This window comes from Caballeronia humi (genome assembly GCF_001544475.1).
GTDB classification, from domain to species: Bacteria; Pseudomonadota; Gammaproteobacteria; order Burkholderiales; family Burkholderiaceae; genus Caballeronia; species Caballeronia humi.
In genome coordinates, this window is sequence record NZ_FCNW02000068.1 from 1 (window position 1) to 25,075 (window position 25,075).

Annotated in this window: 20 protein-coding genes; 13 read left to right on the plus strand and 7 right to left on the minus strand. The window is 63.4% G+C overall.

Features of this window, described 5'->3' with window-relative positions; translation table 11 throughout:
- Window positions 1–403 precede the first annotated feature (403 nt).
- A complete protein-coding gene (locus tag AWB65_RS30960) occupies window positions 404–1,345 on the plus strand; it encodes a choline ABC transporter substrate-binding protein (RefSeq protein WP_087670720.1) in 942 nt (313 codons plus the stop codon).
- Window positions 1,346–1,348: 3 nt separating this feature from the next.
- On the opposite strand, the gene AWB65_RS30965 is transcribed toward AWB65_RS30960, so the two are convergent.
- Together AWB65_RS30965 and AWB65_RS30970 are read right to left on the minus strand one after the other, a co-directional pair.
- Entirely contained in the window at window positions 1,349–2,098 is a 750-nt protein-coding gene (locus AWB65_RS30965; RefSeq protein ID WP_087670721.1) for a class II aldolase/adducin family protein, read from the minus strand.
- 11 nt (window positions 2,099–2,109) lie between these two features.
- Window positions 2,110–3,189, minus strand: coding sequence for a GlxA family transcriptional regulator (locus tag AWB65_RS30970; RefSeq protein WP_087670722.1), 1,080 nt, complete (start codon window positions 3,187–3,189; stop codon window positions 2,110–2,112).
- A gap of 354 nt (window positions 3,190–3,543) precedes the next feature.
- On the opposite strand from AWB65_RS30970, the gene AWB65_RS30975 reads away from it, so the two are divergent.
- From AWB65_RS30975 to AWB65_RS31020, 10 genes are all read left to right on the plus strand, one after another.
- Window positions 3,544–4,023, plus strand: a complete 480-nt coding sequence (locus AWB65_RS30975) for a hypothetical protein (RefSeq protein ID WP_125474261.1) — start codon at window positions 3,544–3,546, stop codon at window positions 4,021–4,023.
- A gap of 222 nt (window positions 4,024–4,245) precedes the next feature.
- Window positions 4,246–5,640, plus strand: coding sequence for an L-serine ammonia-lyase (locus tag AWB65_RS30980; RefSeq protein WP_087670724.1), 1,395 nt, complete (start codon window positions 4,246–4,248; stop codon window positions 5,638–5,640).
- 38 nt (window positions 5,641–5,678) lie between these two features.
- Window positions 5,679–6,923 (plus strand): sarcosine oxidase subunit beta family protein, encoded by a 1,245-nt coding sequence (locus tag AWB65_RS30985; RefSeq protein WP_087658385.1) that lies wholly within the window; start codon window positions 5,679–5,681, stop codon window positions 6,921–6,923.
- 24 nt (window positions 6,924–6,947) lie between these two features.
- Window positions 6,948–7,247: a sarcosine oxidase subunit delta gene (locus AWB65_RS30990; protein ID WP_087670725.1), complete on the plus strand. Its 300-nt coding sequence runs from the start codon at window positions 6,948–6,950 to the stop codon at window positions 7,245–7,247.
- On the plus strand, window positions 7,244–10,246 hold the full coding sequence (locus tag AWB65_RS30995) for a sarcosine oxidase subunit alpha family protein (RefSeq protein WP_087670726.1): 3,003 nt from the start codon (window positions 7,244–7,246) through the stop codon (window positions 10,244–10,246). The genes AWB65_RS30990 and AWB65_RS30995 overlap by 4 nt, the downstream gene beginning before the upstream one ends.
- On the plus strand, window positions 10,236–10,889 hold the full coding sequence (locus AWB65_RS31000) for a sarcosine oxidase subunit gamma (protein ID WP_087670727.1): 654 nt from the start codon (window positions 10,236–10,238) through the stop codon (window positions 10,887–10,889). Before AWB65_RS30995 ends, AWB65_RS31000 begins: the two co-directional genes overlap by 11 nt.
- Window positions 10,886–11,329 carry a dihydroneopterin aldolase gene (locus tag AWB65_RS31005; protein ID WP_087670728.1) on the plus strand — a complete coding sequence of 148 codons (444 nt, stop codon included), beginning with the start codon at window positions 10,886–10,888 and terminating at the stop codon, window positions 11,327–11,329. Before AWB65_RS31000 ends, AWB65_RS31005 begins: the two co-directional genes overlap by 4 nt.
- Window positions 11,310–11,573: a hypothetical protein gene (locus AWB65_RS31010; protein ID WP_087670729.1), complete on the plus strand. Its 264-nt coding sequence runs from the start codon at window positions 11,310–11,312 to the stop codon at window positions 11,571–11,573. Before AWB65_RS31005 ends, AWB65_RS31010 begins: the two co-directional genes overlap by 20 nt.
- Window positions 11,574–11,970: 397 nt before the next feature.
- The gene (locus tag AWB65_RS31015) at window positions 11,971–12,960 is read left to right on the plus strand and encodes a glycosyl hydrolase (RefSeq protein WP_235007890.1); all 990 of its coding nucleotides are present in this window, start codon (window positions 11,971–11,973) and stop codon (window positions 12,958–12,960) included.
- Window positions 12,961–13,104: 144 nt separating this feature from the next.
- Entirely contained in the window at window positions 13,105–14,535 is a 1,431-nt protein-coding gene (locus AWB65_RS31020) for an MFS transporter (RefSeq protein WP_087670731.1), read from the plus strand.
- Between the two features lie 52 nt (window positions 14,536–14,587).
- Here the strand turns inward: AWB65_RS31020 and betA are convergent, their stop codons facing one another.
- Genes betA through betI form a run of 3 tightly spaced genes read right to left on the minus strand, consistent with a single transcriptional unit; the run spans window position 14,588 to window position 18,366 of the window.
- A complete protein-coding gene (gene betA, locus AWB65_RS31025) occupies window positions 14,588–16,273 on the minus strand; it encodes a choline dehydrogenase (protein ID WP_087670732.1) in 1,686 nt (561 codons plus the stop codon).
- 13 nt (window positions 16,274–16,286) lie between these two features.
- Window positions 16,287–17,756, minus strand: coding sequence for a betaine-aldehyde dehydrogenase (betB, locus tag AWB65_RS31030; protein ID WP_087670733.1), 1,470 nt, complete (start codon window positions 17,754–17,756; stop codon window positions 16,287–16,289).
- A 22-nt stretch (window positions 17,757–17,778) separates the two neighbouring features.
- Window positions 17,779–18,366, minus strand: coding sequence for a transcriptional regulator BetI (gene betI, locus AWB65_RS31035; protein WP_087670734.1), 588 nt, complete (start codon window positions 18,364–18,366; stop codon window positions 17,779–17,781).
- 312 nt (window positions 18,367–18,678) lie between these two features.
- On the opposite strand from betI, the gene fdhA reads away from it, so the two are divergent.
- Entirely contained in the window at window positions 18,679–19,878 is a 1,200-nt protein-coding gene (gene fdhA, locus AWB65_RS31040) for a formaldehyde dehydrogenase, glutathione-independent (RefSeq protein WP_087670735.1), read from the plus strand.
- Between the two features lie 36 nt (window positions 19,879–19,914).
- Here fdhA and AWB65_RS31045 read toward each other — a convergent pair whose 3' ends face one another.
- Window positions 19,915–20,370 carry a hypothetical protein gene (locus AWB65_RS31045; protein WP_087670736.1) on the minus strand — a complete coding sequence of 152 codons (456 nt, stop codon included), beginning with the start codon at window positions 20,368–20,370 and terminating at the stop codon, window positions 19,915–19,917.
- A 134-nt stretch (window positions 20,371–20,504) separates the two neighbouring features.
- The gene (gene hpnA, locus AWB65_RS31050; RefSeq protein ID WP_087670737.1) at window positions 20,505–21,515 is read right to left on the minus strand and encodes a hopanoid-associated sugar epimerase; all 1,011 of its coding nucleotides are present in this window, start codon (window positions 21,513–21,515) and stop codon (window positions 20,505–20,507) included.
- Window positions 21,516–21,686: 171 nt separating this feature from the next.
- On the opposite strand from hpnA, the gene AWB65_RS31055 reads away from it, so the two are divergent.
- Entirely contained in the window at window positions 21,687–24,827 is a 3,141-nt protein-coding gene (locus tag AWB65_RS31055) for a response regulator (RefSeq protein WP_087670738.1), read from the plus strand.
- Window positions 24,828–25,075: the final 248 nt, after the last annotated feature.

Consider the following 25,075-nt stretch of genomic DNA (forward strand, 5'->3'; position numbering starts at 1 on the left):
AGTCGGAGCGAAGCGAGGACGGAGCCAAACGGAGTGCATACCACTCAGAGGAAGTGCGCGTTGTCACAGTGGGTCCGCGAGCCAAGCCCGGTTCTGCCATGAGGGCGACACTTACTCTCCAGCGCCAATCCCAATCGAATGCTCGTGGTGGATTGTTAGTTTTGGCGGTGGGAAGCTGCTTTCTTTGCTTACTTTCTTTGCAGCAGCAAAGAAAGTGAGTCCCGCCCCGGACAGGGGCAGAGCGAATAGACCGAAAAGAAAGCAAGTTCCCTAGGAGCACGAGCGCATCAATCGGTTTAAACAATACAAACAACCACCCAAGCGCCAGCGTTAGCCCAAGTGCATCAAACGATGTAAGCACCCCCCAGCACCCAGCCAAAACCCATCCCGGAGAACCGCATATATGAACCGTCTGTTGACCGCGTCTTTGTGCGCGCTCACCTTTACCGCCACGTCCGCGCTCGCGGCCGAACCGGCGACCTGCCGCAATGTCCGTTTCGCCGACGTCGGCTGGACCGACATCGCCGCCACGACCGGCCTCGCATCGACCGTGCTCGAAGGCCTCGGGTACAAGCCGACCAAGACGATCGCTTCCGTGCCGATCACCTTCGCAGGCGTGAGGAGCAAGCAGATCGACGTGTTCCTCGGCTACTGGTCGCCCACGATGGACCCGATGATCGATCCGTTCAAGAAAGCCGGCCAGGTCAAGATACTCCCGACGCCCAATCTCACCGGCGCGAAGTACACGCTGGCCGTTCCCGACTACGCGTACAACGCCGGCATCAAGACCTTCAGCGACATCGCAAAAAACTACGACAAGCTCGACGGCAAGATCTACGGCATCGAACCCGGCAACGACGGCAACGCGCTCATCAAGAAGATGATCGATTCGAACCAGTACGGTCTCGGTAAATTCAAGCTCGTGGAATCGAGCGAGGCCGGCATGCTGATCGAAGTGAACCGCGCGATCCGTGACAAGAAGCCCATCGTCTTTTTGGGTTGGGAACCGCATCCGATGAACGTGCAGATGAAGATCGACTATCTGTCCGGCGGCGACGATGTCTTCGGCCCGAACTACGGCGAAGCCCGCGTCCTGACCGTCACGCCGACCGACTACGAGGCGCGCTGTCCGAACGTCGCGAAGCTCGTGTCGAACCTTCAGTTCACGACCGACATCGAGAACCACGTCATGCTGCCGATCATGAACAAGACCGACGCGAACAAGGCCGCGCGCGAATGGCTCAAGGCAAACCCGGCCGTGCTCGACAAGTGGCTCGCGGGCGTCAAGACGTTCGATGGCGGCGACGGCCTGCCCGCCGTGAAGGCTTACATTGCGGGCAAGTAGCGTTTAGCTGCGGTAGTCGGTGCCTTCGATCAGACGCAGCGCCGCCTGCCATTGCAACCCGGTGATGTTGTCGGATTCATCGCGCGCGAATTGCTCGGCGGTCAGGCGGCGCACCGCTTCCGGCGGGAACGTGAGTTCCGCGTTGCCCGCGAGAGCGCGCACCTGGATCTCGCACGCGCGTTCCAGAAAATAAATGTCCTGGAACGCCGCCGGAATGGACGTGCCGCCGACGAGCAAGCCGTGATTGCGCAGGATCATCGCGTTGTGCGAGCCGAGATCGGCGACGAGCCGCTCGCGTTCGCCGAGATCGAGCGCGATGCCTTCGTAGTCGTGATACGCGAGGTGCCCGTAGAACTTCAACGCGTGCTGGCTGATCGGCAGCAAGCCCTGCTTCTGCGCCGATACCGCTGACCCCGCCGGCGTATGCGTATGAATCACGCACGTCAGATCGGGCCGCGCGGTGTGAATCGCCGAGTGAATCGTGAAGCCCGCCGCGTTCACGCGATTCCGCTCGGGATGCTGCGCGGCCTCGGGTTCAACGACGCGTCCCTCGACGTCGATCTTCACGAGGTCGGAGGCGCGCATCTCGTGAAAGAGCACACCGTATCGGTTGATCAGGAAGTGATGCTCGGGACCCGGAACACGTGCGGTGATGTGCGTGTCGATCATGTCGGTCATGCGGAAATGCGCGGCGAGCCGATACAGCGCGGCAAGCTCGCAGCGAACGGTCCATTCGTCTTGTCGTGAGGACATGAGGTTCCTTGTCAGATCGCCTGGGCGCGGCCGGGGAAGGTTTCGTCGTATTCGGCGGCATCTTCGGCTTCGGCCGTGCCGCGCTGTTCGCGATACATCATCGGCGGCAAGCCGAACTGCTTGCGGAATTCGCGGCCGAGATGCGAGGCATCCGAAAAGCCGCAGCTCGAAGCGATATCGGCGACGGTCTTGTCGGAGCTCGTCAGGAGCCATGCGGCCGTGCGCAGCCGCACCTGCTTCGCGTAGGCCTGCGGCGCCTTGCCCGTCTCCGCCTTGAAGAGCCGTTCGAGCTGGCGCGTGGAAAGGTCGAGCTTGTGCGCGAGTTCGTCGAGCGAGAGCGACCGGCCGACGTGCTGCTCCATCAGCAGGATCGCGCGCTTCACCTTCGGATGCGTGGCGGGCGCGAGTCCCGGTGGATGCGGCTGCGGCGCGTTGCCCTTCTGCATGTCGTCGACGAGCAGGATGCGCAGCGCCTTTTGCACCGTCGCGGTTTCGAAGTGACGCAGGAGGATGGCCGCCGCGACGTCGATCGATGCGCGCCCGCCCGAACACGTAATGCGCCGCCGGTCGATTACGAAGAGCCGGTCGGCGACGAGCGCCTGTTCATCGACGCCCGGAAAGCGCTCGACGAAGTCCCAGTAGTGGAACCAGCTCACGCAGATGCGGTAACCGTCGAGCACGCCCGCGCGCATCAGCGAGAACACGCCGGTGCACATGCCGACCAGCGTGGCGTCGGTAGCGGCGGCGCGGCGGATGAACTGCAGCGTGGCGTCGCTCGCGGACGGCCCCGAATGCAGCAGGCCGCCGACGACGACCACATAGTCGAAGCGCTCGGCCTTGTCGAACGTTTCCCACGGCGTGATCTGGATGCCGCAACTCGCGCGCACCGGCGCGAGCGTCTCGCCGATCACGCTCCACGAGCAGCGCACGGGCTTGCTGAAGTCGCCTTCGTCGGCGGAGAGGCGCAGCAGGTCGACGAAGCCCGAGAACGCGGTCAGCGTGAAGTTCGGCAGCAGAATGATGCCGAAGCGAATGCGCTGCTTCGACTGGCCGTCGACGGATTGGGGTGGAATTGCTTCAGCGGGGTTCATGCACAAAGCCGGATGGACGAATTGCGATAAGCATATCACCGGGATTCGCGATGTGATTATTATGTGTTGCCCTGAGGGACGGATTTCCCATCCGAGATGCTGCCGCTAATCAACTTCATAATAAAAGAAGTTCCGGGATTTTAATAAATCAGTTTAAATTTGAAATCGGAATTTTCATTTTTAGTTCTTGATCGTGCGAAAATAATTAGCCGGTTTCTGCTAAATCGCGGTCGTCCATTCAGAGGCAACGCTCGGAGATCATTGCCGGCGCGCACAAGCTCGAAAACTTCATTATCATCCTCGCCGCTTCAAATAAATCCCGACTACAGGGTAATTAACTGAAACGAGGCGAACTTGAGAGATAAGCAAGAACTTGAAGAAAACGAAGTCCACCTGTTATGCGAACGGGCGAAGGCGATAATCATGGCACATTGCGCGCCGATTAATCGCTTGTCCCGCGATATCGATAATGCGTGCCGTTATGCCAACCGACACGGGCCGACGACACCACAATTCGATTTGCTTTGTGCCTGGCCGCCTTTCGAACCGGTGTCGGTGCAGATTGTCGAGTTGTTCGTGCGCAGTTACGGGCGCGCACTTTTCGTACGGCCGTACAGCTACCTACTGCTGGCTTTGGCGGCTACCGGTCCCGTCGCCGCTGCCGAAACTCTGGTCATGCACGCATCGCCGGGCGTTGAGGGCGATCAGCTACGCAACGTGATCTGCGGACTGGAGGGCATCTTCGCGCGCCATCCGGAAGTGCTGTCGATTCAGGCGCGTGAGGTTCTCGCGTCTTTCATGCTCAAGCCGCAACGGCGAGGTGGCAACGCGTAATGCACGGGCGCCCTCGTGGCGTCTTTTAAGTCTTCGCCGCGTTGCGAAGGCTTATTCCCTCCTTCGCAAAACCGCCAAAAGCCACCGCAAATCCGTCGTCGGAGCACTCCTGACGCCGCCGTCCCATCCTGTTGCCGTTTTTGTTCTATCAGCCAAATTGTGGCTGCGGTGCAATGAGGCCCATACCAGAAACCCAACGCAGCGCAACCGACAAGGCAACTCATGAACGTCAGCGTCTTCGATCTTTTCAAGATCGGCATCGGTCCGTCGAGCTCGCATACCGTCGGTCCGATGATTGCGGCGTGCCGCTTCGCATCGCACATCGAGGACGCCAACCTGCTCGCGTTCGCACGTCGTATCCGCGTCGAGCTGTACGGATCGCTCGGTGCGACCGGCAAGGGCCACGGCACCGACAAGGCCGTGCTGCTCGGCCTCGAAGGCAACCTGCCCGACGTCATCGATCCGGACATCATCGAGCCGCGCCTCAAGGCGATCCGCGAAACGAAGCAGCTCTCGCTGCTCGGCAAGCACATCGTGAAGTTCGAGGAACGCGAGCACCTCGGCTTTTTCCGCAAGCTGATGCCGGGCGCGCCGGGTTCGAGCGTCGTGCATCCGAACGGCATGCGCTTTCAAGCGTTCGATGAGCACGGTCAACTGCTGGTCGAGAAAGAGTATTACTCGGTCGGCGGCGGCTTCGTGATCAATCGCGAAGGCGATCGCGTGAACGGCCTGCGCGCCGGCGCCGAAGTGCCGCATCCGTTTCGCACCGGCGATGACCTGATGCGCGTCTGCCGCGAAACCGGTCTTTCAATCGCGCAGATCACGATGAAGAACGAATGCGCGACACGCACCGAACAGGAAGTGCGCGACGGCATGCTCGCGATCTGGCGCACGATGTCCGCGTGCGTCGAGCGCGGTTGCAAGGTGCGCGGCCAACTGCCCGGTCCGATGCAGGTGAAGCGCCGCGCAGCCGATCTCTGCTCGCAACTGCGTTCGCGCTCGGAAGAATCGTTGCGCGATCCTCTCTCGATGCTCGACTGGGTCAACCTCTACGCGATGGCCGTGAACGAAGAGAACGCGGCGGGCGGCCGTGTCGTCACGGCGCCGACCAACGGTGCGGCCGGCGTGATTCCCGCGGTGCTGCACTACTACGTGAAATTCATGCACCACGCGAACGATGAAGGCATCGTCACGTTCCTGCTGACGGCGGCAGCCATCGGCATCATCTACAAGGAGACGGCGTCGATCTCGGGCGCCGAAGTCGGTTGCCAGGGCGAAGTCGGTGTCGCGTGCTCGATGGCCGCCGCCGCGCTCGCCGCCGTGATGGGCGGCACGCCGACGCAGGTCGAGAACGCCGCCGAGATCGGCATGGAGCACAACTTGGGCATGACCTGCGACCCGGTCGGCGGCCTCGTGCAGATTCCGTGCATCGAACGCAACGCGATGGGCGCGGTCAAGGCGCTCAACGCGGCGCGCATGGCGATGAAGGGCGACGGCCAGCATTACGTCTCGCTCGACAACGTGATCAAGACGATGCGCGAAACCGGCGCCGACATGAAGACGAAATACAAGGAGACGTCGCGCGGTGGTCTCGCCGTGAACGTCATCGAGTGCTGAACCCCCGTTACGAAAGCCACGAAGGATAAGGAAACACCATGAGCCGCTATTCGATATTCAGCCTGTTGCGCAACGGGATGTCGTATCACGAGAACTGGGAACGCCAGTGGAAAAGCCCTGAGCCCAAGCGTGAATACGATGTCGTGATCGTCGGCGGCGGCGGGCATGGTCTCGCGACCGCGTATTACCTCGCGAAGGAACACGGCGTGCGCAATATCGCGGTGCTGGAGAAGGGCTGGATCGGCGGCGGCAATACGGCGCGCAACACGACCATCGTGCGCTCGAATTACCTGTGGGACGAATCGGCCGCGTTGTACGAGAAGGCGATGAAGCTGTGGGAAGGGCTCTCGCAAGACCTCAACTACAACGTGATGTTCAGCCAGCGCGGTGTGATGAATCTCGCGCACACGCTGCAGGACGTGCGCGACACCGAACGCCGCGTCAACGCGAACCGGCTCAACGGCGTCGATGCCGAATTCCTCACGCCGGCGCAGATCAAGGAGCTCGAACCGACCATCAACCTCAACAGCCGCTATCCAGTGCTGGGTGCGTCGATTCAGCGGCGCGGCGGTGTTGCGCGTCACGATGCGGTCGCGTGGGGCTACGCGCGTGGCGCGGACCAGGCGGGCGTCGATATCGTGCAGAACTGTCAGGTCACGGGCATCCGCCGCGACGGCAGCCAGGTGACGGGCGTCGATACGACGAAGGGTTTCATCAAGGCGAAGAAGGTCGCGATCGTCGCGGCGGGCAATACGTCCACGCTCGCGGACATGGCGGGTATCCGCTTGCCGCTCGAAAGCCATCCGCTTCAGGCGCTCGTGTCCGAGCCGATCAAGCCGGTCGTCAACACGGTCGTGATGTCGAACGCAGTGCACGCTTACATCAGCCAGTCCGACAAGGGCGATCTCGTGATCGGCGCGGGCGTCGATCAGTACACGGGGTTCGGCCAGCGCGGCAGCTTCCAGACCATCGAAGGGACGCTCGAGGCGATCGTCGAAATGTTCCCGGTGTTCTCGCGCGTGCGGATGAACCGACAATGGGGCGGCATCGTCGATCTGTCGCCGGACGCGTGCCCGATCATCAGCAAGACCGACGTGAAGGGGCTCTATTTCAACTGCGGTTGGGGTACGGGTGGCTTCAAGGCGACGCCGGGTTCGGGCTGGGCCTATGCGCACACCATCGCGCACGACGAGCCGCATGCGCTCAACGCTGCGTTCTCGCTGGATCGCTTCTACACCGGTCATCTGATCGACGAGCACGGCGCGGCTGCCGTGGCCCACTAACGCGAACGCACTGAGGATACACACATGTTGCTGATCGAATGCCCCTGGTGCGGACCGCGCGCCGAAAGCGAATTTTCCTGCGGCGGCGAGGCCGATATCGCCCGTCCGCTCGACACTGAAAAACTCACCGACCGCGAATGGGGCGACTACCTCTTCATGCGCACGAACTCGCGCGGCGTGCACCGCGAGCAATGGATGCACACGCAAGGCTGCCGCCGCTGGTTCAAGGTGCAGCGCGATACGGTGAGCTACGAGATTCAAGGCTACGAGACGTTCGACCGTCCGCTGGCCGTCATGGATAGCAACGAGGGCACGACGAAATGAGCCAGAAAGACCGACTCGCCACGGGCGGGCGCATCAACCGCGCCATCGCGCTGACCTTCACGTTCAACGGCCGCGCGTATCAGGGCCATCAGGGCGATACGCTCGCGTCCGCGCTGCTCGCGAACGGCCAGCACTTCGTCGCGCGAAGCTGGAAGTATCACCGGCCGCGCGGCATCGTGACGGCGGGTGTCGAGGAGCCGAACGCAGTCGTGCAACTCGAAACCGGCGCGTACTCCGTGCCGAACGCGCGCGCGACCGAAATCGAGCTGTATCAAGGGCTCGTCGCGACGAGCGTGAACGCGAAGCCGAACATCGAGAACGATCGCATGGCGGTGAACCAGAAGATCGCGCGCTTCATTCCGGCGGGCTTCTACTACAAGACGTTCATGTGGCCGCGCAAGTTCTGGCCGAAGTACGAAGAAGTGATCCGCGATGCAGCGGGTCTCGGCAAGGCGCCCGAACAACTCGACGCCGATCGTTACGACAAGTGCTTCGCGCATTGCGACGTGCTGGTGGTCGGCGGCGGGCCGTCGGGGCTGGCGGCGGCACAGGCGGCGGGCTTGTCGGGCGCGCGCGTGATTCTCGTCGACGATCAGCCGGAACTCGGCGGCTCGCTGCTGTCGTGCCGTGCCGAAATCGACGGCAAGCCTGCGCTGCAATGGGTGCAGAAGGTCGAAGCCGAACTGCGCATGATGCCTGACGTGAAGATCCTCACGCGCAGCAACGCGTTCGGCTATCAGGACCACAACCTCGTGACGATCACGCAAAAGCTCACCGAGCATCTGCCGGTGTCGCTGCGTAAAGGCACGCGCGAACTGATGTGGAAAGTGCGGGCGAAGCGCGTGATCCTCGCGACCGGTGCGCACGAGCGGCCGATCGTCTTCGGCAACAACGATCTGCCGGGCATCATGCTGGCCTCCGCCGTATCGACGTATCTGCATCGCTATGCGGTGCTGCCGGGCCGCAACGCCGTCGTGTTCACGAACAACGACGATGGCTATCAATGCGCGCTCGATCTGAAAGCGGCCGGCGCGCAAGTGACCGTCATCGATCCGCGTGCAGGCGAATCGAAGGGCACACTGCCCGCGCTCGCTCCTCGCCACGGCGTGAAAGTATTGACGGGCGCAGTCGTGACGGCGGCGCGCGGCAAGCTGCGCGTGGCATCGGTGGAAGTGGCGGCGTATGCGGGCGGTCAGATCGGCGCGAAGCAGGCTGACGTCGCGTGCGATCTCGTCGCGATGTCCGGCGGCTGGAGCCCGGTGCTGCACCTCTTCGCGCAATCGGGCGGCAAGGCGCACTGGCACGACGAAAAGGCGTGCTTCGTGCCCGGCAAGGCGATGCAGCCGGAAAGCAGCGTCGGCGCATGCGCGGGCGAATTCACGCTGGCACGCGGCATCCGTTTCGCGGTCGATGCGGGCGTCGATGCGGCGCGCGCGGCGGGCTTTATCGTCGCTCGTCCGAACCCGGTGCATGTCGCCGAGATCAACGAAGCACCGATGCAACCGCTGTGGCTCGTCGGCGGACGCGAACTCGCGACGCGCGGGCCGAAGCAGTTCATCGACTACCAGAACGACGTGTCGGCGGCGGATATTTTCCTCGCGGCGCGCGAAGGTTTCGAATCGGTCGAGCACGTGAAGCGCTACACGGCGATGGGCTTCGGCACCGATCAGGGCAAGCTCGGCAACATCAACGGCATGGCGATTCTCGCGCAGGCGCTCAACAAGACGATCCCCGAAACGGGCACGACCACGTTCCGCCCGAACTACACGCCGGTCACGTTCGGCACGTTCGCGGGCCGTGAGCTCGGCGAGTTCCTCGACCCGGTGCGCAAGACGGCAGTGCATGAATGGCACGTCGAAAACGGCGCGGCATTCGAAGACGTCGGCAACTGGAAACGCCCCTGGTACTACCCGAAGGCGGGCGAGGACCTGCACGCAGCGGTCGCGCGCGAATCGCTCGCGGTGCGCCAGAGCGTCGGCATCCTCGATGCCTCGACGCTCGGCAAGATCGATATTCAAGGCCCTGATTCCGCGAAGCTGCTGAACTGGGTCTACACGAATCCGTGGAGCAAGCTGGAAGTCGGCAAGTGCCGCTACGGCCTGATGCTCGACGAGAACGGCATGATCTTCGACGACGGCGTGACCGTGCGCCTCGCCGACCAGCACTACATGATGACGACGACCACCGGCGGCGCCGCGCGCGTGCTGACCTGGCTCGAACGCTGGCTGCAAACGGAATGGCCCGACATGCGCGTGCGCCTTGCCTCGGTGACGGATCACTGGGCGACGTTCGCGGTCGTCGGCCCGAATAGCCGCAAGGTGCTGCAGAAGGTGTGTCAGGACATCGACTTCGCGAACGGCGCGTTCCCGTTCATGAGCTATCGCGAAGGCACGGTGGCGGGCGCGGCATCACGTGTGATGCGCATCAGCTTCTCGGGCGAACTGGCGTATGAAGTGAACGTGCCGGCAAACGTCGGACGCGCGGTGTGGGAAGCGATCATGGCCGCTGGCGCCGAGTACGACATCACGCCGTACGGCACGGAAACGATGCACGTGCTGCGTGCGGAGAAGGGCTACATCATCGTCGGCCAGGATACGGACGGCTCGATGACGCCTTACGACCTCGGCATGGGCGGGCTCGTCGCGAAATCGAAGGACTTTCTCGGCAAGCGTTCGCTCACGCGCTCGGATACGTCGAAGGCGGGGCGCAAGCAGTTCGTCGGCCTGCTCTGCGACGATCCCTCGCTCGTGCTGCCCGAAGGCTCGCAGATCGTCGCGGGTCCGTTCCAGGGTGCGACGGCGGCGATGCTCGGACACGTCACGTCGAGTTATTACAGCCCCATTCTGAAGCGCTCGATCGCGCTCGCCGTCGTGAAGGGCGGCCTCGACAAGATCGGCGAATCGGTCACGATCCCGCTTGCGAACGGCAAGCAGGTCGCGGCAAAAATCACCAGCTCGGTGTTTTACGACAGCGAAGGAGCACGTCAACATGTGGAATGAAACAAGAGGGTCTTCGACGGTCGTGGATCGCGCCATCGTCGGGCAGGGTGTGTGGCAGGAGTCGCCGCTCGTGGGCGCCGATGCGCTGCTGAAGAAGCATCAGGCAACGCAGTCGAAAGCGTTTCGCATGACAGAGCGGCCGTTCCTCGAACTCGTGAACGTGCGCGGCGATACGCGCGACGCCGCGTTCGTGAGCGCGGTGGAAAGCGTGATCGGCTGCCGGCCGCCCGAGAAGCCCAACACCATCGCGCAGGGCAACGGCTACGACATGCTGTGGCTCGGTCCCGACGAATGGCTCGTGCGCTCCGCGACCGCGCACAACGCCGCGCAAACCGCGCCGTTGCAGGGCAAGCTGGTGGCGGCGTTCGCGGGTGTCTTCGCATCGGCGGTGGATATCGGCAGCGGCTATACGGTGCTGGATATCAGCGGCACGCGCACGCGTGAAGTGCTGTCGCGCGGCTGCCCGCTCGATCTGCACCCGAAGCTGTTCGGCAAGGGGCAATGCGCGCAGAGCCACTACTTCAAGGCGTCGCTGACGCTGCTGCCCACGGGCGACGATTCATTCGATCTCGTGATCCGCCGCAGCTTCGCTGACTACTTCGTGAAGATCATGCTCGATGCGGCCGAGCCGCTCATGTCGTGAAGCCGTTCGAGCCTTTGTCGCCGGGAGGACGCGGCTGGCGCATCGTCGTCGATGAGCTGGTCGTGTCGACGCGCATCGGTCTGCATGCGCACGAGCACCGTGCGCCGCAGCCGGTCGCGATCGATGCGAGCCTCGCGTATCGCGGCGTGCCCGATGAAGCCGCGACGCACGAGCTGATCGACTACGAAGCGTGGTGCGAACGCGTGAGTTCGTTCCTCGAAACGAAGCCGCATACGCGCCTGCTCGAAATGCTCGCGGTGGAGATCGCCGCGCTGTCGTTCGACGAATGGCCCGCGCTCGATGCCATCACGCTCATGCTCTACAAGCCGAAGATTCGTGAAGGCACGCGGCGTCTCGGCATCGAACTCGACTGGCGCCGCGCCGATTTCGACGCGTGGCGCATGCGCGCGGATGCACGCCATGCCGTCGACGCGGGTTGAGACTTCGCGTCTTTCCGAACTCGCGTGCAAGCAGCGCGATGCGCAGGCTGCCATTGCGTTGCTTGACCAAAGTATCGCGCTCAGGCATCGGCGCATCGCGTTGATTCGCTATCTGCATGCACAGTATCTCGATGCGCCGCTCGAAGCGCGTCATCACGACTACGTCAAGACCATCGCAGCGCGTCTGAGTGCGGAAACACTTGCGCGTGTGGCGGGTGCAGCGCGTGCCCGTTTGCGCGCCTAAGCATTTTGTCGGCGATTCGACAGGTCGTTTGAACCTGTCATCTCATGCAAATAGCGGTAAGTTCGACTACGCCCGTGTGCATGTTCTTTGAGATCGGTCAAAACGGTTGAGTGATTTTCATTTGCTGCGATGCAGTAGGTAAAGAACCTCCTCGTCGGTGTCACTCAGAAAAGTTTTTATTCATATGGTACGAGTAGAACAAGCTCATTCTTAAATTTCCGGACCCTCGGCAGAGGTAAAAAAGACGCACTTATACTGCCCCACAGTGTTCGTGCCACCTAACTTACCTACGCCTATGAACGTCCAGACACTCAATCAGCAAGAAACTCTCTCTCCATTCGACCGCAGAAAATTTCTTTCGACGTTGCTTGCGGGCGCAGGCGGCGCTGCACTGCAGATGAGCGGAGGCAATGCGCTCGCGGCCCTTGCACCGACCGCCAAAGCGGTATCGCCGACGCATGACTATTTCTACGGCATGAACGGCCATCTGGCGTGGACCAACGGTCTGCTCAGCCTGGTTTCTCCGGCTACGCAACTCGCGCTCCTCAAGGACCTCGGCGTGACCTGCTATCGCTGCGACGTCGCCGATGGCGGCATGGCATCGATCCTCGCGCTTGCCCTCGATACGACTTTCGCCGACGCGGGCGTTGCTATCCTTCCGGTCATCAATCCCTTGTCGGCCAACTGGGATTCGAACAGTTCGGAGTCGGCGGCTTATCAGCTCGGCTACGACCTTGCGGTGCGCTGCACGAAGCCGCTCGCGGGCCGCGTGAGGTACATCGAATGCGGCAACGAGCTCGACGTGTCGCTCAAAACCGGCGGCGACGGCAGCAACTTCTACAACTGGGACGCGGGGCAATGGCCATCGTTTCGTGGCGTGATCCGCGGCATGATCGACGGCGTGAAGTCGGTCGATTCGTCGATCAACTGCGGCGTGAACGTCGGCATTCCGCTCGCTTACGGCGCGTTGCAGATGCTGTGGAACGGCATCAGCCCCAATGGCACGGCAAGCGGCCGCTCGGGCGCCTCCTACCTGCGCTGGGACTTCACGACGTATCACTGGTACCACAGCTCGGGCGACATCCAGTGCGGCTGGAAGGACGGCGCGTGCGTCGACGTCCTGCAGATCCTCAAGGACTCGTTCGGCAAGCCGATCTGGCTCACGGAATGGGGCTGGACTGGCGGCAAGGATTACGGGCAGGACGCAGCGGACTATGTGACCACGGCGCTCACGCAGTATCGGTCGCTGAAGGACAAGTACGACATTCAATCCGTGATGATGTATAGCCTCATCGATTCCCGCTATGGCCTGATCAAGCCGGGCGACATGGTCAAGAATCCCGCTTACTCCGCGTTCAAAAACTTCGTCGCGGCCAATCCGGCCTGACGAACCGCTTGTCCCCCGTCGTCCTCGTTCCATCCCGATGGCGCAATTCTTCTATGTGGCCGATTTATGTCGGCGTCTACTGAATTGCGTTGAACACCGTTCGGAACATCCACGCGGCACTGTCCGCATCGACGAGGGGATGACATGTCTGTCGCTTCACCATTGAAAACACCGCTGCGCGCGAGCGCGGCCGCGCGGCTAGAGCGCCTGCCGTTATCGGGCTATCACCGCACGATCTTCATCATCATCGCGGTCGCGTTCTTCTTCGACTCCGTCGATCTCGGCACGATGACCTTCGTCCTCGGCTCGATCAAGACCGAGTTCGGCTTGTCGAGCGCAACGGCGGGACTCGTCGCGAGCGCGAGTTTCTTCGGCATGGTGATCGGCGCGGCGGTCGCGGGGCTGCTCGCGGACCGCTTCGGACGGCGTCCGGTGTTCCAGTGGAGCATGGTGCTGTGGGGCCTCGCGTCGTATCTCTGCTCGACGGCGCATAGCGTCGAAGCGCTGATCTTCTATCGCGTGCTGCTGGGCATCGGGATGGGCATGGAGTTTCCGATCGCGCAGACCTTGCTGTCGGAGTTCGTGCCCGCAGCATCGCGCGGACGATTGATCGCGTTGATGGACGGCTTCTGGCCGCTCGGGTTCATCGCGTCGGGCGTGGTGTCGTATTTCGTGCTGCCGCAGTTCGGCTGGCGCACGGAGTTCGCGCTGCTCGCGATTCCGGCGATCTTCGTGCTGATCGTGCGGCGCGTCGTGCCGGAGTCGCCGCGCTGGCTGGAGCATCGCGGACGTCACGCGGAAGCCGACGCGATCCTCGCCGACGTCGAGGCGAAAGTGATGAAGGCGCGCGGTTTGCATGAACTGCCCGCGCCCGCCATGCTGAGCGAGCCGCATGCGCCCAAGGGCACGGGCGCGTTTCGCGAGATCTGGAGCGCGGCGTATCGGCGACGCACGGTGATGGTGTGGATGCTTTGGTTCTTCGCGCTGCTCGGCTTCTACGGGCTCACGTCGTGGCTCGGCGCGCTGATGCAGCAGGCTGGCTTCGCCGTGACGAAGTCGGTGCTGTACACGGTGCTGATTTCACTCGGCGGGATTCCGGGCTTTCTGTGCGCGGCGTGGCTCGTCGAGCGCTGGGGACGCAAGCCGACGTGTATCGCATCGCTCGTCGGCAGCGGAGTGATGGCCTACGTGTACGGACAGACCGCCCTGCACGCCGAAACGCCGACGCTGCTCATCTGCGCCGGCCTCGCGATGCAGTTCTTTCTCTTCGCGATGTGGGCCGTGCTCTACACGTATACGCCCGAGCTGTACGGCACCGGCGCTCGCGCGACGGGTTCGGGCTTTGCGTCCGCGATCGGTCGCGTGGGTTCGCTGATCGGGCCGTATGTGGTGGGGGTGGTGTTGCCCGTATTCGGACAGGGCGGTGTGTTCTCGCTCGGCGCGATGTGCTTCGTGATCGCGGCGGCGGCTGTGTGGGTGCTGGGTATCGAGACGCGCGGGCTGGCGCTTGAGACGCTGGTATCGGAAGCGGTCGAGCCCGAGGCGGGCGGCGTGTTGAGTCCGGTGCGCGAATAACATCATCGAAGAGAAAAGAGCCGCGGATTTCGCGGCTCTTTTCGCATGCGTATCACACCACGGCAAACTCCCGCTTCCTCGCCTTCGCTCCATTCGCCACGAAGTACGGTGTATCGACGCGAGCCAGCGCTTCGCGGCCGCGAATGCGATCGGCGATCTTTTCCGCGAGCATGATCGTCGGCGCGTTGAGGTTGCCGGTCGTGATCTGCGGCATGATCGACGCATCGACCACGCGCAACGCTTCCAGTCCGTGCACGCGCCCTTCGCCATCGACGACGGCCATCTCGTCGTCACCCATCCTGCACGAACACGACGGATGGAACGCCGTCTCCGAACGCGATCGAACGAAGGCGTCGAGCTGGTCGTCGGTCGTCAAGTCCGCGCCCGGATGCAACTCGCGTCCGCGATACTTCTGCAGCGCCGGCTGCCGCATGATCTCGCGTGTGATGCGGATCGCGTCGCGGAATTCGCGCCAGTCGAGCGGGTCCGCCATGTAGTTGAAAAGGATGCTCGGATGCGCGTTCGGATCGCGCGACTTGAGCTTCACGCGGCCGCGGCTTGGTGAACGCATCGACCCGACGTGCGCCTGGAAGCCGTGCATCTCGATCGGATTCGAGCCGTTGTAATTGATCGCGACCGGCAGGAAGTGGTACTGGATGTTGGGCCACGGATCGTCGTCGCGCGTGCGGATGAAACCGCCCGCCTCGAACTGGTTGCTCGCGCCGATGCCCGTCCCGTTCAGCATCCATTCGAGGCCGATCGCCGGCTGGTTCCACCACTTGAGTGCCGGATACAGCGACACCGGCTCCTTGCATTCGTACTGCATGTACATCTCGAGGTGATCCTGCAAGTTCTCACCTACGCCGGGCAGATCGAGCACGAGCGGGATGTCGAATTCGCGCAGCCACGTCGAGCGGCCGACGCCCGAGCGTTGCAGCAGATGCGGCGATGCAATCGCGCCGCTGCACACCAGCACCTCGCGCCGCACGTGCGCACTCACGCGATCGCCATTGTGCAGATACGCGACGCCGATCGCGCGCTTGCCCGAGAACAGCACGCGATCGGTTACCGCATGCGTGACGATCGTCAGGTTCGGCCGCTCTTTCGCGCGATCCAGATAGCCGCGCGCCGTGCTCGCGCGACGGCCTTTCGCGGTCACCGTGCGATCCATCGGGCCGAAGCCTTCCTGCTGATAGCCGTTGAGGTCCTCGGTGCGCGGATAGCCTGCCTGCACGCCCGCTTCGACCATCGCGGCGAAGAGCGGATTGTTGCCGGGCTTGCTCGTCGTCACGTGAACGGGACCGTCGCCGCCGTGATACGGATTCGCGCCGACGTCGCGCGTTTCGGCCTTGCGAAAGTACGGCAGGCAATCGAGGTAGGTCCAGTCCTCCAGCCCTTTGCGCTCGGCCCAGCCGTCGTAGTCGAGCGCATTGCCACGGATGTAGCACATGCCGTTGATCAGCGACGACCCGCCCAGCCCCTTGCCCCGCCCGCATTCCATGCGACGGTTGTTCATGTGCGGTTCGGGGTCGGTCTCATAGGCCCAGTTATAACGGCGGCCTTGCAGCGGAAACGCGAGCGCGGCGGGCATCTGCGTGCGGAAGTCGAAGCGATAGTCCGGGCCGCCCGCTTCGAGCAGCAGCACGGTGACGTCCGCGTTCTCGGTTAGACGCGAGGCGAGCACGTTGCCCGCCGATCCCGCGCCCACGATGATGTAGTCGTATTCGTTCGCGCTCATCGCACACACTCCTTCAGAACACCGGTTGATAGGGGCCGAGCTCGACCTGCACGGACTTGACGCGCGTGTAGTGCTCGAGCGTCGTTAAGCCGTTCTCGCGGCCGACGCCCGATTGCTTGTAGCCGCCCACCGGCATTTCCGCAGGCGATTCGCCCCACGTGTTGATCCAGCAGATGCCCGCTTCGAGCCGATGGATCACGCGATGCGCGCGCGACAGGTTCTCCGTCACGACACCGGCGGCGAGTCCGTAGTCGGTATCGTTGGCGCGGCCGATGACTTCGTCTTCGTCGTCGAAGGCGAGGATGCTCATTACCGGGCCGAAGATTTCCTCGCGCACGATGCGCATGTCGTCGCGGCAATCGGTGAAGACGGTCGGCGCGACGTACTGGCCGCGCGCGAAATCGCCTTCCGTGAGACGCGCGCCGCCCGCGATCAGCCGTGCGCCTTCGTGCTTGCCGCTTTCGATGAAGCCGAGCACCTTGTGCAACTGCGCCGCGCTGACGAGCGGGCCGAAGTTCGTCGACGGTTCAGCCGGCGAGCCGATGCGAATCCGCTTCACGCGTTCGAGCACGAGCGCTTCGAAGCGCGCGAGCACGGCGCGCTGCACGAATACGCGCGTGCCGTTCGTGCACACCTGGCCCGAGCTGAAGAAGTTCGCGCTCATCGCGATGTCGGCGGCGCGTTCGAGGTTGGCATCGTCAAAGACGACGAGCGGCGACTTGCCGCCGAGTTCCATCGTCACTTCCTTGAGCGTCGATCCGCCCGCGAGCGACATCACCTTCTTGCCCGTCTCGACACCGCCCGTGAACGACACCTTCGCGATGCCCGGATGAACTGCGAGCATCGCGCCGACGCGTCCGTCGCCCTGCACGACATTGAACACGCCGTCGGGCACGCCCGCTTCGCTATAGATTTCCGCGAGCTTGAGCGCGGTGAGCGGCGTGACCTCGCTCGGCTTGAAGATCATCGCGTTGCCGGCCGCGAGCGCGGGCGCTGACTTCCAGCACGCGATCTGGATTGGATAGTTCCATGCGCCGATGCCCGCGCACACGCCGAGTGGTTCGCGCCGCGTATAGACGAACGATTCGGGCCGCAGCGGAATATGCTGGCCTTCGATGGCGGTGGCGAGGCCCGCGTAGTACTCGATCACGTCGGCGCCGGTGACGATATCGACGGCCTTCGTTTCCGCAATCGGCTTGCCCGTGTCGCGCGTTTCGAGTGCGGCGAGTTCGTCGTTGCGCTCGCGCAGCAACTCGACTGCGTGCCGCAGGATGCGCGAGCGCTGCATCGCGGTCATCGCGGCCCACACGCGCTGGCCTTCGCGTGCGGATCGCACGGCGCGGTCGATGTCGGCGCTTGACGCTTGTTGCACCGACGCAAGCGTTTCGCCGGTTGCGGGATCGAGTGTGTCGAATGTCTCGCCGCTCGTGGCGTCGACGTGGGCGCCGCCGATGTAGAGGCGTTGCAGTGCGAATGCGGGCATCGCGTGCTCCTTGCAGGAAGAGTCAGGTACGTGCTTGAAGCACGAGGTCGATGTAATCGTTGGCGAGACGCAGCGCGGCTTTCGTGTCGAACGGTTCGCCGGACAGCGCGCCGCGCAGCCACAAGCCGTCGATCAAGGCGGCGAGGCCGCTTGCTGCGCGCCGTGCCGCGGCGCGCGGCAAAGCCTTCGAAAATTCGGCGCACAGGTTGGAATTGAGGCGCCGCGTGTTCACGTATTGCAGCCGGCGCAATTGCGGCTTGTGCATGCTCTCCGACCAGAACGCGAGCCACGTCTTCATGACGGGGCCGCTCACCTGTTGCGCATCGAAGTTCGCCGCGACGACCGCGCGCAGCTTTGAACGTGGATCGTTTTTTGCGGCGCGGCGGCGGCTCGAAGTGGCGTTCCACAGATCGCGCAGGACGTGGCGCATGGTGGCTTCGAGCAGGCCGTCCTTGTCGCCGAAATAGTGGCTGACGATGCCCGTTGAAATGCTCGCGCGCTGCGCCACCGAGGCGAGCGTCGCGCCGCCGAGACCGGCCTGGTCGATGGTGATGAGCGTCGCGTCGATCAGTTGGGCGCGGCGGATTTCGCGCATTCCGAGCTTGGGCATGGCGTCCTCGGCGAACCGGCCTGGTAAATTCGAGATGGTGAAGGTTAAAGTTTTTATATTGAACGGTCAATCAATAAAAACCGGTCCGGATGCTGGGCTGCCCTTGCACTTATCGGCCGGTGCGCGGCCGCGAGCGATCCCCGGGTCTTCGCGCGATGCGATACGCTGGCGCGCGGCCGCTCGGCACATGTCGGTTTCTGCCAAACGCGTGTCGCGTTGTGTGTACCTCTCACTGCGCCTGGGGCGCTACGCTCGTTGAACGGAGCGCGACGTGAAGTTGCGCGAGCCGTCCACGAGACATGGAGACGAAAGATGAGCAGCAATCGCGGCGTCGTGTATCTAGGGCAGGGCAAGGTGGAAGTGCAGTCGATCGACTATCCGAAAATGGTCGATCCGCGTGGCCGGCAGATCGGCCACGGCGTGATTCTCAAGGTGGTCAGCACGAATATCTGCGGTTCCGACCAGCACATGGTGCGCGGCCGGACCACTGCGGAGGTCGGCCTGGTGCTAGGGCACGAAATTACCGGCGAAGTGATCGAAATCGGGCGCGACGTCGAGACGCTTTCCATTGGCGATTTGGTTTCCGTGCCGTTCAACGTCGCCTGCGGACGCTGCCCGACGTGCAAGGCGCAGCACACCGGCGTGTGCCTGAACGTGAATCCGTCGCGCGCGGGTGGCGCGTATGGCTACGTCGACATGGGCGGCTGGATCGGCGGGCAGGCCGAATACGTGATGGTTCCTTACGCCGACTTCAATCTGCTGAAGTTTCCGGACCGCGCGCAGGCGATGGCGAAGATCCGCGACCTCACGTGCCTCTCCGACATCCTGCCGACGGGCTATCACGGCGCCGTCATGGCGGGCGTGAAGCCGGGCGCGACGGTCTATATCGCGGGCGCGGGGCCAGTTGGCATGGCGGCTGCGGCGTCGGCGCGGCTGTTGGGCGCTGCATGCACGATCGTCGGCGACATGAACGAGGAGCGTCTCGCGCACGCGCGCAAGATGGGCTTCGAGACGGTCGATCTGTCGAAGGACGCGACACTCGGCGAGCAGATCGAGCAGATTCTCGGCGCGCCGGAAGTGGATTGCGCGGTCGATTGCGTCGGTTTCGAGGCGCACGGCCACGGCAGCAGCGGACACAACGAGGAAGCGCCCGCAACCGTGCTCAATTCGCTGATGGAGATCACGCGGGCGGCGGGTGCGATCGGCATTCCGGGTCTCTATGTCACCGACGATCCCGGCGCCGCCGATGCCGCGGCGCGCAGGGGCAGCTTGAGCATTCGCTTCGGACTCGGCTGGGCGAAGTCCCATTCGTTCCATACGGGACAAACGCCCGTCATGAAGTACAACCAGAACCTGATGCAGGCGATTCTCTGGGACCGGCTGCCGATCGCGGATATCGTGAATGTGTCGGTGGTGTCGCTGGATCAGGCGCCGGACGGGTATCGGCAGTTCGATGGCGGGGCGCCCAGGAAGTTCGTCATCGATCCGCATGGGCTGTTGAAAGCGGCGTGACGTAAAAAAGGGCGGTCATGCCGCCCTTTTTTAGCGTTAGCGCTTCGTCAACATCGCATACATCTCGATCACCATGTCGGGCGAGAACGTATACGGCACCCAGCCGTGCCCCGTATGACGCAGCACGAGCAGGCGATCGCCGTTCGACTGCTTTTGCGTGGCCATCATCGGGTTGCGGGTGGCGGCGAAACGCCAGCCGGGCGGCAAGCCGCCGGGCTGCTCCACCGTCATCGACGAGCGCGCATTCGACAATTCCTCGATCAGTTGCGACACGCCTTCCGGGCTCAGCAGCACGGACTTCCCGCCGATCGTCATTTCGATCGCATCGCGCGACGGCCGCGACACGTTGAGCGTCGGCTTTTCCTCGGCGTTCGCCTCCACGGGCTTGCTCGCGGCTTCATCCGACGATTGCGCGTTCACGGAAACGGGCGCGGCCTGGAGGAGCTCTTCGAGGCTCAACTCCAGTGCGCCGAGCTGGTCTTGTAGGTTCATTCGGTGCCTTGTTATTGCGTGCTGCTGCGTGCTTTCATCAAGCCCGCGATTTTACCCGCTGCCTCCGGGCGTCGCCCGCACACGTTGTAACAAAATGCTCGTAGCGCGCTGAGTCCACGGCGTCTTCCCTTCGTTCAGCGCTTCAGATAGCCGTTCGCCCGGAACCAGTCGAGCGCATCGCGCAAGCCCTCGCGATACGGCCGCGCACGATACCCCAGTTCGTGCTCCGCCTTCGCCGACGTGAAGTACATCTTGTTCTTCGACATCCGCAGTCCGTCGACGGTCACGAACGGCTCGCGTCCGCTGAACTTCGCGTAAAGCTCGGCGCCCATCGCGAGCGGATACAGCGGCCCGCGCGGCAGCTTGACGGTCGGCGGCTTGCGGCCGGAGAGCCGCGCGATATCGGCGAGCATCTGCTGCAGCGGCAGATTCTCGCCGCCGAGGATATAGCGCTGGCCGATCACGCCGCGTTCCAGCGCGAGGAAATGGCCGGCCGCGACATCGTCGACGTGCACGAGATTCAGCCCCGTATCGACGAAAGCCGGAATCTTGCCCGTCGCGGCCTCGACGATGATGCGGCCGGTCGGCGTCGGCTTGACGTCGCGCGGCCCGATCGGCGTCGACGGATTCACGATCACCGCCGGCAGCCGGTCGTTTGCAACCATCCGCTCGACGGCGCGCTCGGCGAGCACCTTGCTGCGCTTGTAGGCACCGATGGTCTGGCCCGGGTCGGCAGGCTTCGTCTCGTCGACGATGGTGCCCGCGCTCGTCACCTTGAGTGTCGCGACGCTGCTCGTGTAGACGATGCGCTCCACGCCCTCGGCGAGCGCCGCGCGCATCGTGGCCTCCGTGCCTTGCAGATTGGAGCGCTCGATCTCGCCCGGGTCCGGCGCCCAGATGCGGTAGTCGGCGGCGACGTGAAAGAGATAGCGCACGCCCTTCAACGCGGCGCGCATCGACGCTTCGTCGCGCATATCGCCGAGCACGACTTCGGTATCGAGCGCCTCGATGTTCTGCCGCGAACTCGTCTTGCGCATGAGCACGCGCACGTTGAATCCGCGTTCGAGCGCGATGCGCGCCACCGCCGATCCGACAAAACCGGACGCACCGGTGATGAGCACCCGGCCACTTGAAAAATCGGTCATTATTTCCTCTTCTGCGCTTCGTCCAACACTTCGCGGGTAACTTGTGCGGTGCGAGAAAGCGCGGTTGAATCGCCCGCGGACCCAAGTGTGACAAGGGGTTGCGGGTCGTGCTATGGTCCGTGCCTGCCGCTTGCGCGGCCTTGCAAGACTCAAACAACAAGCCAACCGTCAATGCTCAAAGACAGCCGTCACCTCTTAGTCGGGCTCTACTTCGTCATCGCGATCCTGCTCGCGACCGTGTTCGCCATCGACTGCCTGCTGCCGTTGCGCGTCGCGATCTGGGTCTTCTACGTGCTGCCCGTCGTGCTGTGCCTCTGGGCCGATCGTCCCGCGGTGCCGGTCGCGACGGCCTCTGTCGCGTCGCTGCTGATGATCGCGGGATACTTTCTGTCGAACGCCGGTTCGTTCGTGAACCAGGACGTGCTGCAGATCAACCGGGCGCTCGGTATTTTCGTGCTGCTCGTGATCGGCGGCGTGGCGTATCTCTACATCAAAACGCGGCTGAGCGTACAACGGACCGCGTGGCTACAGCAAGGCGTCGCGCAGATCGGCTTGCAGATGCGCGGCGAGCAGTCGCCTGCTTCGATCGGCGCGAGCATCCTGCGTTCCCTCGTGCCTTATGTCAACGCGAAAGTCGGCGTGGTCTACGCCGCCGATGGCGACGTGCTCGGCCGCGTCGCAAGCTGGGCGCTGCCGGGCGAGGACGTCACGCCGCGCTCGATCAAGCGAGGCGAAGGACTCGTCGGGCAGATGCTGGATGACCCGCGCGCGCTCGAAATCACCGATGCCTCCGGCCATTATCTGCGGGCCGGCTCGGCGCTCGGATCGGCGACGGCATCGAAGGTCGTGATCGCGCCGCTCTTCGCGGACGGCGAAACGGCGGGCGTGATCGAAATGGGCTTTGTCGGCGACGACAACCGTTTCGACGATACGCGCGAGATGATCGAACTCGCCGCCGAGGGCATGGGCATGGCGCTGCGCTCGTCGCGGTATCGGGCACGGCTCGTCGAGTTGCTGGAAGAAACGCAGCGACAAAGCGAAGAGTTGCAGGTGCAGCAGGAAGAACTGCGCGTGTCGAACGAGGAGCTTGAGGAACGCGGCCGCGCGCTGATGGATTCGCAGGCGCAACTCGAGACGCAGCAGGCCGAACTCGAGCAGACGAATGTGCAGCTAGAGGAACACACGCAGCATCTGGAGCGGCAGAAGGCCGAACTGTTGCAGGCGCAGCAGGAACTCGCCGCGAACGCGCTCGTGCTGGAGCGCGCGAGCCAGTACAAGTCCGAGTTTCTCGCGAACATGTCGCACGAATTGCGCACGCCGCTCAACAGCTCGCTGATTCTCGCGAAACTTTTGCACGACAACAAGCACGGCAACCTCACCGACGAGCAGGTCCGCTACGCCGCGACGATCCATTCGTCGAACAGCGATTTGCTCTCGCTCATCAACGACATCCTCGATTTGTCGAAGGTCGAAGCCGGACAGATGGACGTGCAGTTCGCGCCCGTCGCCATCGATTCGATTTTGCAGGCGCTCAGGCAGTCGTTTGCGCCGGTCGCGCAGAGCAAGGGCGTTGCGTTCGTCACCGAGCACGGCGAGAACGTGCCGCAGTACTTCGTCACCGATAACCAGCGCTTGCTGCAGGTGCTGCGCAATCTGCTGTCGAATGCGTTCAAGTTCACCGAGCGCGGACAGGTGACGGTCGCGGTCGAGAGGGCCGGCGACGATGCGCTGCGCTTCGACGTGCGCGACACCGGCATCGGCATCGCGCGCGACAAGCAGGACCTGATCTTCCAGGCGTTCCAGCAGGCCGACGGCACCACGAGCCGTCGATACGGCGGCAGCGGCCTCGGCCTTTCGATCTCGCGCGAATTTTCGCGGCTGCTTGGTGGATCGGTGAGCGTGTCGAGCGAATTCGGCAAGGGCAGCGTGTTTTCCGTGACGCTGCCGCTCGCCGCGCGCGAAGGCACGGTCACGGCCAAGGTCGACACGCTCGGCCGCGCGAAGGAACTGGCGGCGGAAGAGGCGGCGGCTGTCGAACCGCGCGAGGAAGCGCCGAAACGCGTCCAGCCGCCGCAGCCGCCTGCGCCGACGACGCCTGCACCCGCGCCGATCTCCGACGATCGCGCGAATCGCAAGCGACCGGATCGCGTGATTCTCGTGATCGAAGACGATTTGCCGTTCGCGCACATCCTCTACGATCTCGCGCACGAACTCGATTTCGACTGCGTGCACGCGACGACCGCGACGCAGGGCGTCGAGCTTGCGCGCGAGTTGCAGCCGAGCGGCATTTTGCTCGATGTCGGCTTGCCGGATCAATCGGGTTTGACCGTGCTCGAATGGCTCAAGCACGATCCCGTCACGCGTCATATTCCGATCCACGTCGTCTCGGCGACCGATCACGCCGACGTCGCGCTGCATCTCGGCGCGATCGGCTATACGTTGAAGCCAAGCGCGCGCGAGACGCTCGCGGGCGCGATCCGCAAGCTCGAAGCGCGTTCCGCGCAGGGCATGCGGCGCGTGCTGGTCGTCGAGGACGATCCCGCGCTGCGCGAGAGCATTCATGCGCTTTTGAAGAGCGAGACGGTCGAGATTGTCGAGGCGGGGTCGATCGCGAGCGCGCTCGACGAGATGGCGCGTGCCACTTTCGATTGCGTCGTGATGGATCTGGCCCTGCCGGATGGGTCGGGTTATGAACTGCTCGAACGCGTTTCGACGGGGGGCGAGCATGCGTCGCCACCGGTGATCGTTTATACCGGCCGGATGTTGTCGCAGGAGGAGGAACAGCGCCTGCGCCGTTACTCGAAATCGATCATCATCAAGGGGGCGAAGTCGCCGGAGCGGCTGCTCGATGAAGTGACGCTTTTCCTGCACAGCGTGGAGAGCGCGTTGCCGCCGGAGCAGCAGCGGATGTTGCGGGCGGCGCGTCAGCGGGACGATGTGTTCGAAGGGCGGACCATTTTGCTGGCCGAGGACGACGTGCGCAATATCTTTGCGCTGTCGCATGTGATCGAGCCGCTGGGGGCGAAGCTCGAAATCGCCCGCAATGGACGGGAGGCGCTTGATGCGCTTGCCCGGCATCCGGGGATCGATCTCGTGTTGATGGACATCATGATGCCGGAGATGGACGGGCTGACGGCGATGGCCGAGATTCGCAAATTGCCCGAGCATGCACGGTTGCCGATCATTGCGCTGACCGCCAAGGCCATGCCTTCGGATCGGCAGAAATGCCTTGAAGCCGGCGCAGATGACTATATTTCGAAACCTATCGATGTCGATAAGCTGGTTTCCTTGTGTCGGGTATGGTTGAGGTGAGCGCTGGCGCTTGGGGTCCGGGTTGGGGGTGGGGTTGGGGTTTCAACCGTTTGATGCGCCTGTGCTCCCATGAAACTTGCATTTTTAGCAGTCTATTAGCTCTGCCCCTGTCCGGGGCGGGACTCACTTTCTTTGCTGCTGCAAAGAAAGTAAGCAAAGAAAGCAGCTTTGAACCGCCAGTGCTAACGGTCCATCACTCGCATAAAGAGCGGATTGGCGCTGGAGAGTAAGTGTCGCCCTCACGGAGG

What these genes read in the sequence shown, in the direction of transcription:
- AWB65_RS30985 (WP_087658385.1), top strand. Translation starts at nt 5,679, where the DNA reads ATGAGCCGCTATTCGATATTCAGCCTGTTGCGCAACGGGATGTCGTAT.
- fdhA (WP_087670735.1), top strand. Translation starts at nt 18,679, where the DNA reads ATGAGCAGCAATCGCGGCGTCGTGTATCTAGGGCAGGGCAAGGTGGAA.
- AWB65_RS31045 (WP_087670736.1), bottom strand. Translation starts at nt 20,370, where the DNA reads ATGAACCTACAAGACCAGCTCGGCGCACTGGAGTTGAGCCTCGAAGAG.
- AWB65_RS31055 (WP_087670738.1), top strand. Translation starts at nt 21,687, where the DNA reads ATGCTCAAAGACAGCCGTCACCTCTTAGTCGGGCTCTACTTCGTCATC.
- AWB65_RS30980 (WP_087670724.1), top strand. Translation starts at nt 4,246, where the DNA reads ATGAACGTCAGCGTCTTCGATCTTTTCAAGATCGGCATCGGTCCGTCG.
- AWB65_RS31000 (WP_087670727.1), top strand. Translation starts at nt 10,236, where the DNA reads ATGTGGAATGAAACAAGAGGGTCTTCGACGGTCGTGGATCGCGCCATC.
- betI (WP_087670734.1), bottom strand. Translation starts at nt 18,366, where the DNA reads ATGCCCAAGCTCGGAATGCGCGAAATCCGCCGCGCCCAACTGATCGAC.
- AWB65_RS30960 (WP_087670720.1), top strand. Translation starts at nt 404, where the DNA reads ATGAACCGTCTGTTGACCGCGTCTTTGTGCGCGCTCACCTTTACCGCC.
- AWB65_RS31010 (WP_087670729.1), top strand. Translation starts at nt 11,310, where the DNA reads ATGCCGTCGACGCGGGTTGAGACTTCGCGTCTTTCCGAACTCGCGTGC.
- AWB65_RS30965 (WP_087670721.1), bottom strand. Translation starts at nt 2,098, where the DNA reads ATGTCCTCACGACAAGACGAATGGACCGTTCGCTGCGAGCTTGCCGCG.
- AWB65_RS30990 (WP_087670725.1), top strand. Translation starts at nt 6,948, where the DNA reads ATGTTGCTGATCGAATGCCCCTGGTGCGGACCGCGCGCCGAAAGCGAA.
- hpnA (WP_087670737.1), bottom strand. Translation starts at nt 21,515, where the DNA reads ATGACCGATTTTTCAAGTGGCCGGGTGCTCATCACCGGTGCGTCCGGT.
- AWB65_RS30970 (WP_087670722.1), bottom strand. Translation starts at nt 3,189, where the DNA reads ATGAACCCCGCTGAAGCAATTCCACCCCAATCCGTCGACGGCCAGTCG.
- AWB65_RS30995 (WP_087670726.1), top strand. Translation starts at nt 7,244, where the DNA reads ATGAGCCAGAAAGACCGACTCGCCACGGGCGGGCGCATCAACCGCGCC.
- betB (WP_087670733.1), bottom strand. Translation starts at nt 17,756, where the DNA reads ATGCCCGCATTCGCACTGCAACGCCTCTACATCGGCGGCGCCCACGTC.
- AWB65_RS31020 (WP_087670731.1), top strand. Translation starts at nt 13,105, where the DNA reads ATGTCTGTCGCTTCACCATTGAAAACACCGCTGCGCGCGAGCGCGGCC.
- betA (WP_087670732.1), bottom strand. Translation starts at nt 16,273, where the DNA reads ATGAGCGCGAACGAATACGACTACATCATCGTGGGCGCGGGATCGGCG.
- AWB65_RS31015 (WP_235007890.1), top strand. Translation starts at nt 11,971, where the DNA reads ATGAGCGGAGGCAATGCGCTCGCGGCCCTTGCACCGACCGCCAAAGCG.